This is a genomic window from Streptomyces sp. NPDC002958 (genome assembly GCF_055563255.1).
The window spans coordinates 1-13,695 of record NZ_JBVHDS010000046.1; the positions used below are offsets into that span (position 1 = coordinate 1).

The following is a 13,695-nucleotide window of genomic DNA, read 5'->3' on the forward strand; positions in this document are numbered from 1 at the left end:
CGACGCCACCGACCCCGTCGCCAACATCACCGCGGCCGCCAACTACGCCGCCCACCGCTACGGATCGATCGACAACGTCAACTCCGCCTACTGAGCCACAACTTTGCGAAGCTGATCTCGCCCCCGCTCAGCCCCCGGCCGCCGGCACATGCCACGAGTTCGCTCCGGCGCGGCGTGGTCCCTGGCATCCACACACTTGTCGGATGCCGGGTGGCCCGTGGTCGGGCATGCGGTCGGCGGCATCGGGAAGACGGTCTGCGACCCGTTGCTTCCGGCAGCCACGGCTCAACCGGCCGACTGCTCCGCGGCGTTCCCGGACCCGGGCCGCGTCGGAGGCCCTGTGGGCCAGAGGCTCATCCCACCCGCGGTTCGCCCGCCGGTGCTTCGCCGCTCCGCTCTCGCGCGGAGGCCGCGCCCGGTGCGGGCCCGTCGTCGGCCGGGGCGTCCGCAATCGACGGCACCACCTCCGCGGCGGGAATCGAGCGGACCAGCAGACTGACCGCGCACGCCACCGTCGTCACCGTCATTACCAGGTACATGACCCGGTAGTCCAGCACCCCGATCAGCGCCGCGCCCGCCGTGAGCGACAGGGTCTGCGCCCCGTCCTTCGCGGTGTTGACCGCGGCGTTGACGCGTCCCTGCATGCGAGCCGGTGCGTACAGGTGCACCGCCGCCCCCAGCACCACGGCCACGAACGGCAGGCCCGCACCGATGAGTGTCGTTCCGACGAGGAAGAGCGCCACATCGCGTGAGACGCACAGCAACAGCCCCACCGCGACGAGTCCGTAGCCCACGCAACTGGTACCGATGTCGCCCAGCCGCCGTATCACCGTCCCGGAGACCAGACCGCCGAGCGCGGAACCGGCGCCCTGGATCGACGCCATGACCCCGACGAACGCCGCCGGGCGGCCCAGGCCGTGATCGACGGCGGCGAAGGCCGCGGTCTCCAGCATGCCGATGCCGCCGAGGAAGACGACCATCGCCAGCGTCAACCGGAACAGCAACGGTGTTTCGCGCAGGTACCGCAGGCCGGCGGCGAGGGAGGTGCCGAAGGACTCCTCGACGGGGTCCGGTTCCGACTCGACCACCTTGACCGAGCCGATCAGCAGCGCGGCCAGGCTCAGTGTGAGCGCCCCCAGCGCGGCCAGCGCGACGCCGCCGAAGGCCACGTACACACCGGCGCCCGCCACCGGGGAGGCGATACGCACGCCCTCCCTGGTGGCGATGAGGAGCGACCTGGCCTGGACTGCGTCGGACGACGGCAGCAGGTCCTTCAGCAACGCCTGCCGGGCGGGGGTGGAGACCAGCACCCCGTAGGCGAGAGCGACCACATAGATGATCCACAACTGGCCGGGGCCCCGGACGGCCAGCAACGACAGCACGAGGACCGCCATGCCGCCGTACATCCTGACCAGCAGCGGTTTGCGATGCACCCGGTCCACGAGGTGCCCCAGCAGGGGCGCGGACAGGCCCGGCACGGTGAGCGCCAGCATGACCAGACCGGCGGCGGCGTTCGAGCCGGTGAGGTCCTTCGCCCAGATGGCGAGTGACAGAAACATGGCGCTGTCCCCGAAGCTGGAGACCGCCTCGCCGGCGAACATCCGACGGAACTGCGCATTGCGGCGAAGAAGCGCCCACACGGCTGACCTCCACTGCTGGCTGGGAAGCGGCCGGGGACAGAACCCGTACGACGACGGGTTCCTCCCCGGCCCTCGGTCGGTGAGCTCTCAGTTCTCGCCCATGGCCACCCGCAGGCTCTTGGGACGCATGTCCGTCCAGACCGTGTCGATGTGGGCCAGGCACTCCTCGCGCCCGCCGCTGAAGTCCGTACGGTGCCAGCCGGCCGGGAGCGGCCGCCCTTCGGCCCAGAGGCTGTACTGCTCCTCGTCGTTGTGGACCACGCTGTACCGGGTGCCGGTCTGCTCGCTCATGAGTCCGCTGCCTTTCCTGACTGACGGTTGGATCGACTGAATCGAGTGGAGGGATTGATTCGGGCGCACGACCGGTGGCGGTGTGCGTGTTCCTTGCTCAGGGATGTCTCAGGCGCTCCTCGACGATCCGCCGCACCCCGTTGCGATCGGTCTTCCCCGAGGCATTGCGCGGTAGTTCGTCGAAGAACAACAGGCGTCCCGGGCGCATATGGACCGGAAGGTCCCGCCGCAGGCGTTCGCGCAGCGAGGCCTCGGCGGCTCCGGGCGCGACAGGTTCGCCGTCCCCGGCCCCGCACACCACGGCGAGATGCAACTCGGCCCGCCCGCGCAGTGCTTCGGTGAGCAGGGCGACTGCCTGCGAGATGCCCGGAGTGCGCTCGGCGACCGACTCGATCTCGCCCAGCTCGACCCGGTGCCCCCGGATCTTCACCTGGTCGTCGGCCCGGCCGTGGAAGAAGAACTGCCCGTCGGTACCGATCCGCACCATGTCGCCGGTCAAATAGGCACGGGAGCCGTCGGGGCCGGTGGTGAAGGACCGGGCGGTGAGGCCCGGCTCACCGACATAGCCACGCGCCACGCCGGCCCCGTAGAGGCAGAGTTCACCGACCTCTCCCTCGGGAACGGGCCGCCGTGACCCGTCCAGCACCTGGGCGTGCAGACCGGTGATCGGTACGCCGATCGGCAGCGGGTCCCGGTAGGGCGGACGGACCTCGGTGCACAGGCCGCAGACGGTCGTCTCGGTGGGGCCGTACCCGTTCCACAAGGTACCGACGACCCCGTCCAACTCCTCGGCGAGCGCGGCGGGCAGCGCCTCCCCGGCGCTGACCAACTGGGTGAACGTCCGCTCACCGGCCAGGAAGGGAAGCAGCAGCCGCAGCTGACTGGGTGTGAAGTACGCGGCACCGGGCGGCTGGGTGAGCAGCCATTTCGCGAAGAACTCCGGGTTGCGCGCACACCGCGACGGAGCGACGGCGATCGTGCCGCCGCTCGTCAGCGGCACCAGCATCTCCGGCACGGACATGTCGAAGACGATGCTGCTGTGCGCGAGCATCCGGTCGCCCGGCCCCAGCCCCATGGCGCCGGAGAAGTGGTCCAGCATGGTGAGCAGCCCGGTGTGCTCGATCTCCACCCCCTTGGGCAGCCCCGTCGTGCCCGAGGTGAACAGGATGTATGCGGCGGGCTCGCCCGCGTCCGGCGGACCGGCGGCCTCGCCCGCCCGCTCGGAGACCACGTCGGCGACGGCGGCGCTGACGACGCCGTCCGCGTACGGAAACGCGACGGCCGCCGCGCAGCGCGCCTGCCGGACCTGGTGGCGGCGGCGCTCGGCCGGCGCCGCCGGATCGAGCGGTACCGCCACCGCGTCCAGCAGCCAGGTAGCCAGCAGGGCGACCACGTAGTCGGTGCCGTAGCCGCACTCGACGGCGACCCGCGTACCGGGGCGCACCCCGACCGCCGACAGCCCCGCCGCGCGGGTGCGGGCGGCCGACTCCAGTGCCGCGTAGCTCAGTTCGCCGCTTTCGTCGACGATCGCCGCGGTGTCCGGCTGGACCTGTGCCCAGTGCAGGAAGCGGCCCAGGGAAGGAGCGGCGCTCACAGCTCGCCTCCCGCCAGTTCCTGCCGTACGAGGGTGGCGAGCCCGCGCAGGGTGGGGTTCTCGAAGAAGTCGACCAGATCGATCGTGACGTCCAACTCCTCGCCGAGCAGGGCCAGCAGCCGCATGGCCTTGATGGAATGTCCGCCCGCGTTCAGGAAGTTGTCCTCCGGCCGGGCGCTCGCGGTGCCCAGCACCTCCTGCCAGAGCGCGGTGACCGCGCCGTCCACTGGGTCGCCGCCCTGCGCCGGATCGGCGGACTCCGCCGGTCCGCGGCCACCGGCCGACGCCGACAGGAGTGCCTCGCGGTCCGCCTTTCCGTTGGGGGTGACGGGGATGCGGTCGACGGCGATCACCGTCGGCAGCATGTACTGCGGCAGCTCCCCGCGCAGTCCGTCCCCGAGCGCGGTGACGTCCAGGGCCGTCACCGGTTCGTCCGTGGCGGTGTCCGGTGTCACGAAGGCGATGATCTCGATGCCGTCGTCCGTGGGACGTCCGAGCACGACGGCGTCGGTCACCCCGTCCTGCCGACGTACCGCCGCCTCGATCTCGGCGAGTTCGACGCGGTGCCCGCGCACCTTCACCTGGTCGTCGAGCCGCCCCACGTACTCGTACCGCTCACCGGACAGGACCCGCACCTGGTCGCCCGTACGGTAGAGCCGCTGACCGGGACGCCCGGTGAACGGGTCGGGGACGAAGGCCGCGGCGGTCTGCGCCGGGGCGTCGAGGTAACCGTGGGCGAGCCCCTCACCGCCCACGTACAGCTCCCCGGTTTCGCCGACCCCGACCTGCTGCCCGGACGCGTCGAGGACGTACGCCGTGCTGCGCGGCAGGGGGCGGCCGAGGGGCACCACGCCATCGGCGAGATCCTCGGCGGTCACCTCGTGGGTGGTGCTGAACGTGGTGTTCTCGGTGGGCCCGTAGCCGTTCACCACTGTGGCGGGTGGGCCGGCCGCGAACAACTTGCCCAGCCTGCGCGCATCGTGCTTCTCACCGCCGAAGAGCAGCACCCGCAGATCCCGGAAGGCGTCCGGTGCGAAGTCCACCATCTGGTTGAGGAGCGTCACGGTGAGGAACATGACGGAGATGCTCTCGTCGGCGAGGAAGGAACGCATCCGCCGCGGTGACAGCAGGACGTCCCGGTCCGCGACGACGAGGGTTCCGCCGCCGGCCAGCGCTCCCCAGATCTCCAGCGTCGCCGCGTCGAAGGCGGGATTGGAGACATGCGCGACCCGGTCGGCGGGGCCGAAGGGCACGAAGTCCGCGTCCGGCACCAGCCGTACAACGGCACGGTGCGGCACCACCACCGCCTTGGGACGGCCCGTCGAGCCAGAGGTGCAGATCACATAGGCCACATCGGCGCCGGTCACCGTCGCCGGGACCACCGGGGCCTCGCCGGTGGCGAGCAGCTTCTCCAGGAGGTGGGCGGGCACCACGTCCGCGAGCAGTTCGGCCGCCGCGTCGTCCGTGACGACGGCCGCCGTCGCCGCGTTCCGCACGATGTGCCGGGTACGCTCGGTCGGCTGAGCGATGTCCACCGGCAGGTAGGCGGCGCCCGCGTACAGGATGCCGAGGCACGTGGTGACCGACGCGATGCCGCGCTCCATGGGCACGGCCACCACCGCGCCGCGGCCGACCCCGGCGGTCCGCAGCCCGGCGGCCACCACGCTCGCCCGCCGGTCCAGCTCCCCGTAGGTCAGCGTTGTCAGCCCGTGCCGCATGGCCACCGCGCCAGGGTGCTCCATGGCCCGGCGGTGCACCCTTTCGTGGATTCCGACGAATACGCCGAGCGCGTCCGTCCCGCACTCCGGCAGGGGGGCGTCCGGCCGGGCGAAGGCGTCGGTGACCGCCGCCACCATGCGCCGGTGCAGGGCGGCCGCCGCCTCGTCGGTGAACAGGTCCGTGGAGTACTCCAGTTCGCAGACCGTCCCGCGACCGGTCCGCGTGACCAGCCACAGCGCCTCGTACTTCGCGGTGCCCGTGCCGATCTGCTCACGCTCGGCGCCGTGACCGTCCCACCGCAGACCGCACCGTGTGGTGTCCATGTATGTGAGCGCGGTCTGCGCCAGCGGCGCCCGCGAACGGTCGGTGCCGGACCACACCTCCTCGACCAGCGTCTGGAACGGCACCTGCTGATGGGCCAGGGCACCGGTCACCACGCGACGCACCAAACGCACCACGTCACGGGCCGTGGCCCCCGGCCGGACGGTGAACCGCAGCGGCAACGTGTCGACGAACATGCCGACCTCGCCCGCCTGGGCGGGACCCCGCGACGAGGCCGGCACGGCGAGCACCAGATCGCGGTCGCCCGTCACCGCGACGAGACCGGTCACATAGGCGGCCACCCACGCCATGAACGGACTGAGCCGCTCCTCCTCGGCCGACGAAAGGACCGTCGACACCTGCGCGTCCGTGAGCACGATCCGATGTACGGCGCCCGCGACACCGGGCCGCGCCGGACGAGCCAGATCGTGCGGCAGAGACAGCGCCCCGGGGCAGCCGGCGAGCATCGTCCGCCAGTGGTCCAGTGCCGTCCCGGCATCCCGGGGCCGTACGGACACGGCCTGCCGGCCGGCGGACTCCCGCTCCCACTCGGTGCCCTGCGAGGCGGAGCCGTCCTCGTAGAGCTGCTGGAGCTGCGCCTCGACGAGATCCAGCGAGACCCCGTCACACACCAAGTGGTGCACGGTCAGGACCAGTTCACTGCCCGCGTCGCCCCGGTCCACGACAAGGGCCCGCAACAGCGGAGGCTGGCCGAGGTCGAACGGCGTACGTACCTCGGTGTCGACGAGTTCGCGCACACTGTCGTTGGACACACCCCGGGCGTCCACCCACCGGCAGGCCACGGAGACCTTCCGCACGGTCAGTGAGAGCGCGGGCTTCACGAAGCCGCGCCGCAGCGCCTCGTGCCGGGCAGCCAGCGTGTCGAGCGCGGCACGCAGCCTGCTGACGTCGAGAGAGCCGGGGAAGCGGTAGCGGACGGCGAGGTGGTAGACGGCGCTCCCCGGGTGGAGCTGTTCGGCGGTCCACAGCCGTTCCTCGGCGGCGGTCAGCTCCCTCGTCCGAGGCCCTCCCTCATCGGGGCCTCCGCTCAACGCCGCCGACAGTGCGCCGAACTCCGGGTACTCGTAGAGGATGTCCAGTTCGATTTCCTGGCCGGTGAGTTCGCGCAGCGAGATCGCCACCTCCACGGAGAGGACGGAGTCGCCGCCCTCGTCGAAGAAGTTGCAGTCGTCGCGGATGTCGTCCAGGCCGAGGGCGTTCCGCCAGATCTCGGCGACGGCCTCACGGAGCTCCGCCACGGGGCGTGCCCCGGCGGGCACGGGCCGCTCACTCATCGGTCGCTCCCGCGGTCCCGGCGGCCGACGGCCGGTCGCGGGTCACCAGCCAGTCGCCGATCGCCAGCGCGTCCAGCGTCGAGCGGGCGTATGTGGCCACCGCGACGTCCGGCGTCCGGACGATCGGCTGGCCGCGCAGATTGAACGAGGTGTTGACCACCATCGGGATGCCCCGGTCGTCACCGACCCGGCGGATCAGGCGCCAGAACCTCGGCGCGCTCTCCCGGTCGACGGTCTGCACCCGGGCCGAGCCGTCGACATGCGTGATCGACGGCAGCTTCTCCCGGTACTCGGGCCGCACCTGCGCCACGAAGAGCATGTGACGGTACATCGACTCCTGACCGGGCTCGATCTCGAAGTAGGTGGTCGCCTCCTCCGCCAGGACGGCCGGCGCGAACGGCCGGAACTCCTCACGCTGCTTCACCACGGTGTTCAGATGGGCACGCATGCCGGGCGAAGCCGGGTCCGCGAGAATGGACCGGTTGCCCAGCGCACGCGGGCCGAACTCCATCCGCCCCTGGAACCAGGAGACGACCTTCCCCGCGCCGATCAGCGACGACACCTCGCCCAGCAGCTCGTCCTCGGCCAGCTTCCGTACGGTGAATCCGGCACCCAGTCCACGCAGCTCCGCCTCGATGTCCGCGTCGTCGAACTCCTCGCCCCAGTACGGCATCGTCATCGGGGCCGGCGGCGCAGGTACGTGCTGCTGGAGCTGCCACAGCGCCGCGCCGAGGGCCGTACCGTCGTCCCCCGACGCCGGCTGCACGAACACCCGGTCGAACAGACCGCTGCGAGCGATCACACCGTTGGCCGTGCAGTTCAGCGCGACACCGCCCGCCATGCACAGATTGCGGGAGCCTCCCGCGCCATCGGCCGCCTCGCGCAGGACATACAGGAGACTCTCCTCCAGCTTGCGCTGGACGGTCGCCGCGACATCCATGTGCCGCTGGTCGAGCGGCGCCTCCGGATGCCGGGCCGGACCGAACAACTCCTCCAGCCGCCGGATGGCCCCCCGGTGCGTCTCCCGCTCCGTCGGGGACTTGTCGTGCGCCAGGACGGGGACCAGCAGCCGTCCGCCCGCAGCCCTGCGCACCACCTCGTCCGCCACGTCCGCGTACCGGCTCGCGTCCCCGTAGGGCGCCAGGCCCATCACCTTGTACTCGTCCATCCCCGGCAGGAACCCCAGGTACTGGGTGACGACGCTGTAGAGGATGCCCAACGACGCGGATATGGAGTAGCTGCGCACACCGTGCAACGCGTCACCGCTGCCCCGCAGGACCGACGTGGACTCGGCCTCGCCCATGCCGTCGGCCACCAGAACCGTCGCGTCGGGGAACCCGCTCAGGTAGTAGCTGCTGGCCGCATGGGCGACATGGTGGCCCACCCGGACGAACTTGCGCTCCCAGTCCTGGTCCGGATAGTGCGCGCGCAACACCTCGTACTGCACGTCCTCGCTGTACACCTCCCGGTACCAGCGCCGGGCGAAATCGTCGCGCTCGAACGCGACGGACGGCTCGTACCGGAAACCGTGCGCGACGAAGTCGACGTCGTCCAGGGTCACTCCCGCCATCCGCAGGCACGCCTCGACCGCGTCGACGGGGAACGCACCCGTGCCTTTCACCCCGTCGTGCCGCTCCTGCGCCGAGGCGGCGATCACGCCCTGCTCCCCGACCAGGGCCGCGGCCGAGTCGAGGCCCTGCACCACACGCTCTTCCCGCCAGTCCAGACCGGGCAGCATGTTCTTCTTGACGGACAACGATCGGTCGAGTCCGCTGACACCGAGCACCAGCACGTCGAGTTCCTTTCGAAAGGGTCCAGCCGGATTCGGATGTGTACGGCGGATCAGGACCGGCCGGACACGCCCCCGTCGGTCTGATCTGTCGGATCGTCCGGGCCGGCGAACACCTCGGCCACGTCCCCGATCCAGGGCTCCCGCATGAGCTGGTAGTGGTCGCCTTCGGCGTACGAGACGCGCAGCGTCCCGGCGAACCGCTCCCATCCGGTGATCGCGGCCCGGACGGCCGCCTCCTCACCCCGGCGGGACACCACGAGGTGCACGGGGCCCGGGTAGGGGGAGGGCCGGTGTCCGGCCAGGCCGGACAGCATCCCCTGCCAGAACTCCATGAGCGACGCGGTGACGGGACCGTTCAGCTCGGCCAGCGCCTCGGCGTCCACGCCGAGCAGCCGCAGCACGTCGTCCATGGCGTGCTCCGCGAGGAGCCGACGTGGTCCCAGGCGTGCCACATCGGTACGCAGCCGCTCCAGCGCCTGCGCGTCCGCCGCCGTGTCCGGCCCCTGCCGGGGAGCGGCGTCGATGATGACGACACGCTCGGCCATGATGCCCCGGTCCGCCAACCGTGAGGCGACCTCGTGCGCCAGCACACCACCCGCCGACCAGCCGGCGATCACGGGCCGCCGCCCCCGGAGCAGGGGCGCCAGTTCTCGGGCGTAACCCGACGCCAGCGAGGCGAAGTCCGCCGTGTCCCCGCCGCCCATCAGGTCCCCCTGGACGCCCAGGACCTCGAAGGAGCCCGCGACCCGCGCCGTCAGATCCCGGTAGCAGAAGAGCGTGCCGCCGAGCGGATGCACCAGCACCAGCGGCCGGAGCCCGGGAGAGCCACCGAGGCCGATGACGCTGCGCGGGCCGCTGCTCCGGCCCCTGCTGTCCCGCTCGTGCCGGGCGTCGTCGAGGTACGCGGCCTGACCCGCCAGCGTGGGCGTGCTGTACAGCTGGGGCAGCGGAACCGTGGTGCCGAACGCGGCGCCCAGCTCACCCGCGAGCCGTACGGCCAGCAGACTGTGTCCGCCGATCGCGAAGAAGTCGTCCTGCCGACCGGCGTGAAGGCCGAGGAGCTTGTGCCACACCTCGGCGACACGCCGCTCCGTCCGCGAGAACGCCGGCTCCGCCGAGCCACGGCCCGGTCCGCCCGGCCCCTCGATCCCCTCGGGATCTTCGGTTCCGCAGGGACCCGAGCCGGTGGACCGCAGGGCGCCACGGTCCAGCTTTCCGGCCGGGGTGAGCGGCAACGCGTCGACCACGACGAAGCGCGTCGGAACCGCCGCCGACGACAGCCTGGAGGCGGCATGTTGCCGCAGTTCCCGCTGGTCCGGGGCACCGCCCTGAGCCGGTACGACGTTTGCCAGCAGCCCCTCGTGGTCCGGATGGCGGCCGACGATCGCGGCGGTCACACCCGGATGGGCGCGCAGCACTGCCTCGACCTCTTCCGGCTCAACGCGCTCGCCGCGCACCTTCAGCTGGTGATCCACCCGCCCCAGGAACTCCAGATCGCCGCAGTCCGTGAGGCGGCCGACGTCACCCGTACGGTAGAGGCGGCTGCCCGCAGGCCCCCAGGGGTCCGGCACGAAGCGCTCGGCCGTGGCCCCCGGCCGGCCGAGGTAGCCCCGGCCCACCCCGGCGCCGCCGACGCAGATCTCACCCGCGGTGCCGGGCGGCACCTCGTGCCCCGCGGTGTCCAGAAGATGGATACGGGTGTTGGCGCAGGGTCGGCCGATGACGGGCCCGCCGTCACCGGTCACCCGTGCCACGGTCGCCTCGACCGTGGCCTCCGCCGGCCCGTAACTGTTGAACGCCCGCACACCGGACCGCGCGCCCAGTGCCGCCCACAGGTCGGGCGGGCACGCCTCGCCGCCGAAGACGAGCAGCCGTGGCGGCCGGGGCGCGTCCAACAGCCCGTGTTCGACCAGGAGCTGAAGTTGGACGGTGGTCGTGTCGATGACGTCCACGGCCCGCTCGGGATCCTGGGCACGGGCGACGAGATGCCCGGGGTCACGCCGCTGCTCCTCGCTCAGCACACACAGCGTGTGACCGTCGAGCACCAAGAGAACCTGCGCCAGCAGGAAGTCGGAAATGTACGCCGAAGTGCCGGTCACCACCCGCAGCGGCCCCTCGGCGCCCAGCGAACGGATGCGCCCCAGCGGCGTACCCACCGCATAGGCGGCGAGGCTGCCGTGTTCGATCATGACGCCCTTGGGGCCACCGGTGGTGCCGGACGTGAACATCACATAGGCCAGGTCCCGGGCGCTCACGGACGGCAGCGCGGAATCGTCCCGACCGGCCCCGGACCGCGTCCCGGCATCCTCTGCCCCCGGCTCGAGCGTGGCGGCCGAGTCCGGCTCGTGTGTGACCGCCGACAGATCGAGCAGCCGGTGACCGCTCGGGGCGGCCTGTGGATCGTCGGTGATCAGCAGAACGGGCCGGGCCTGTTCCAGCATCGAGCGCAGGCGGTGCCCCGGCAGCCCGGGATCGAGCGGGACGAACGCGGCCCCCGCCTTCCACACCGCCCAGAAGGTGGTCAGCGCGGCCGATCCGGGCCGCAGGAAGATACCGACGAGATCACCGTGACGTACTCCGTCCCGGCGCAGCCGCCGGGCGAGGCGATCGCTGTCCGCGTCCAGCCGGGCCAAGCTGATCCGCGCCTCGCCGTCCTCGATCGCGAGCGCGTCCGGGGTACGCGCCGCCTGCTGCCGCAGCAGCTCGTGCACCGGGACACCGCCCGCTGCCCGCGCGTCCGCTGTGTCGTTCAGCGCGTCGAGCAGTGCCCGCTCGGGCCCGCTCAGCAACCGCGCCTTGTGCACGTCGGCGCCGATGTCCGCCGCCACCGCCTCCAGCGCCCGCAGGTGGTAGTCGCGCAGCCGGGTGACCTGGCCGGCCGACAGCTCCGCGGTGTCGTACTCCAGCTCCATCCACATCCCGCCGAGCACCGATTCCCGGCTGAGTGTGACGCTGAACGGGAAGCTCGTGGGGGCCATGCCCGGGACATCGCTGCCCGGTCCCTCCTTGGCCAGCGCACCCGCCTCGGCGAGCGCACCGAACTGCGGAAAGCTGTTGTAGGTGAAGTTGACCTCGAAGAGCGGTGCACCACCGAGCTCGCGCCGGAGGGCGGCCATCGGGTACCTGCGGTGCGGCAGCATCTCGCGCTCGGCGTCGAACACGGCCCGCGCCAGATCGGCCCAACTGCCCTCCGGCAGACGAAGCCTGAACGGCACCGTGTTGAGGAAGAGCCCCCGCACGTCGGCCCCGTCGGTTTCCTCCAGCCGCCCGTTGGCCGTCAGCCCGGTGATGACATCCGGGCTCCCCGTCGCCAGGCTCAACGCACGCAGATGGGCGGCCAGCAGCACCGCCTTGAGCGGAACCCCGGCCTGTGCGGCGCCGTGCTCCAGCGCCGTGAGGAGCTGCGGGGGCAGATGCGTGGTGACGCTGCGACAGCCGGGCTCGTCGGACAACTCCGCAGAGTCGCGGGGGAGTCGGGTGTCGGGTCGGTCGGTGAGGAGGTGGTGCCAGTAGGTGGTGTGTGCGGGGGTGGTGAGTGCGGTCTGTTCGGCTGCGATGTAGTCGCGGTAGGTGGAGCGGAGGGGTGGGAGTGTGGGGGTTCGGCCGTCCAGCAGGGTGTGGTAGGTGTCGATGATTTCGGCGAGGGTGGAGGCGAGGCTCCAGCCGTCGAGGATGGCGTGGTGGTCGGTGACGGTCCATTGGAACGCGTCGTCGGACAGCACATGGACCGTCATCCGGCACAACGGCGCGGCGCCGATGTCGAACACCTTCGCCCGCTCGGTACGGACGCACTCCCGCAGGGCCGTGCGCTGAGCGTCGTCCCCGAGGCCCCGCAGATCCAGCACCGTCAGCTGCACCTCGGCGTCCGAGTGCACCAGTTGGAGCGGCTTGCTGTACCCGGTCAGCGCCAATGAGGTACGCAGAACGGGATGCCGCTTCACCACCAGCGCGAGGGCCCGCCGGAAGACCGGAGCGTCGAACGGGCCGGCGACCGGAAGGTTCTCGACGTTCAGGTAGGGGTTGCGGTCGGGGTCGCGTTGCATTTCGTAGACCATGCCGACTTGGAGTTCGGCCATGGGGTAGGCGTCGTCGAGGTGGTCGGGGAGGTGGTTGCGGTCGTGGGGTGTGAGGAGGGAGAAGGGCTGGGTGGTGGGTGGTGCGCTGGTGGGCTGGGTTGTGGTGGTGGTGGCGAGGTCGGCGAGTGTGGGGTGGTGGAAGAGGTCCTGGAGGTGGAAGGTGAGTCCGTTGTCGCGGGCTCGGCCGAGTATTTGGATGCTGCGGATGGAGTCTCCGCCGAGGTCGAAGAAGTTGTCGTGGCGGCCGATGCGGTCGACGCCGAGGATGTCGGACCAGATGGTGGCGAGGGCTTCTTCGGTTCCGGGCAGCGGGGCGATGAACTCGGCTGCCAGTTCCGGGCGGTCGGTCGTCGGAGCGGGCAGTGCCCGGTGGTTGAGCTTGCCCTGCGGAGTGAGGGGGAGGGCGTCGAGGAAGACGAAGTTCCGCGGGATCATGTAGTCGGGGAGGTGCCCGGCGAGAGCGTCGCGGAGATCGCTGGTGGTGGGTGGTTCGGCGTTCGGCTCCGGTACGAGATAGGCGACCAGATCCGTACGGTCCTCGAGATCGTCCCGGACGACGACAACCGACTGCCGGACGGATTCCAGTCGGCCCAACTGGGCCTCGATCTCGCCGAGTTCGATTCGGTAGCCGCGGATCTTGACCTGCGCGTCGGCCCGGCCGAGGTATTCCAGGTCGCCGGAGGGCGTCCAGCGGGCGAGGTCGCCGCTGCGATAGAGCCGGGCACCGGGAGCCGACGTCAGGTGATCCGGTACGAATCGTTGTGCGGTGAGAGCGGGTTGACCGGTGTAGCCACGTGCCAGGCCCGCTCCGCCGATGTGGAGTTCCCCGACCACCCCGATCGGGGTGGGGTTCCGGTACGGGTCAAGGACATGGAGACGTAGATCCGGGAGTGCCCTGCCGATGCGGCTGGCGCCGCTGTTCAGCTGGTCCTCGTCCACTTCGGTGTAGGTGACGTGGACGGTGGTT

Annotated in this window: 6 protein-coding genes and 1 pseudogene; 1 reads left to right on the forward strand and 6 read right to left on the reverse strand. The window is 71.3% G+C overall.

What is annotated here, in order from left to right:
- A pseudogene (locus ACZ3IC_RS33150) lies at positions 1–94 on the forward strand (transglycosylase SLT domain-containing protein); the annotation flags it as partial.
- A 259-nt stretch (positions 95–353) separates the two neighbouring features.
- Here ACZ3IC_RS33150 and ACZ3IC_RS33155 read toward each other — a convergent pair.
- The 6 genes from ACZ3IC_RS33155 to ACZ3IC_RS33180 all read right to left on the reverse strand — a co-directional run.
- The gene (locus ACZ3IC_RS33155; protein ID WP_467422300.1) at positions 354–1,640 is read right to left on the reverse strand and encodes an MFS transporter; all 1,287 of its coding nucleotides are present in this window, start codon (positions 1,638–1,640) and stop codon (positions 354–356) included.
- An 87-nt stretch (positions 1,641–1,727) separates the two neighbouring features.
- Positions 1,728–1,931: an MbtH family protein gene (locus ACZ3IC_RS33160; RefSeq protein ID WP_467422302.1), complete on the reverse strand. Its 204-nt coding sequence runs from the start codon at positions 1,929–1,931 to the stop codon at positions 1,728–1,730.
- 97 nt (positions 1,932–2,028) lie between these two features.
- Complete coding sequence (locus tag ACZ3IC_RS33165; RefSeq protein WP_467422304.1) at positions 2,029–3,525, reverse strand: amino acid adenylation domain-containing protein; 1,497 nt, start codon at positions 3,523–3,525, stop codon at positions 2,029–2,031.
- Positions 3,522–6,860, reverse strand: a complete 3,339-nt coding sequence (locus tag ACZ3IC_RS33170) for a non-ribosomal peptide synthetase (protein WP_467422306.1) — start codon at positions 6,858–6,860, stop codon at positions 3,522–3,524. The genes ACZ3IC_RS33165 and ACZ3IC_RS33170 overlap by 4 nt, the downstream gene beginning before the upstream one ends.
- Positions 6,853–8,652, reverse strand: coding sequence for a carbamoyltransferase family protein (locus ACZ3IC_RS33175; protein ID WP_467422307.1), 1,800 nt, complete (start codon positions 8,650–8,652; stop codon positions 6,853–6,855). The genes ACZ3IC_RS33170 and ACZ3IC_RS33175 overlap by 8 nt, the downstream gene beginning before the upstream one ends.
- A 50-nt stretch (positions 8,653–8,702) precedes the next feature.
- Positions 8,703–13,695 (reverse strand): amino acid adenylation domain-containing protein (locus tag ACZ3IC_RS33180; RefSeq protein WP_467422309.1); only part of this gene is annotated, 4,993 nt, incomplete at its 5' end.

What these genes read in the sequence shown, in the direction of transcription:
- ACZ3IC_RS33160 (WP_467422302.1), bottom strand. Translation starts at nt 1,931, where the DNA reads ATGAGCGAGCAGACCGGCACCCGGTACAGCGTGGTCCACAACGACGAG.
- ACZ3IC_RS33170 (WP_467422306.1), bottom strand. Translation starts at nt 6,860, where the DNA reads ATGAGTGAGCGGCCCGTGCCCGCCGGGGCACGCCCCGTGGCGGAGCTC.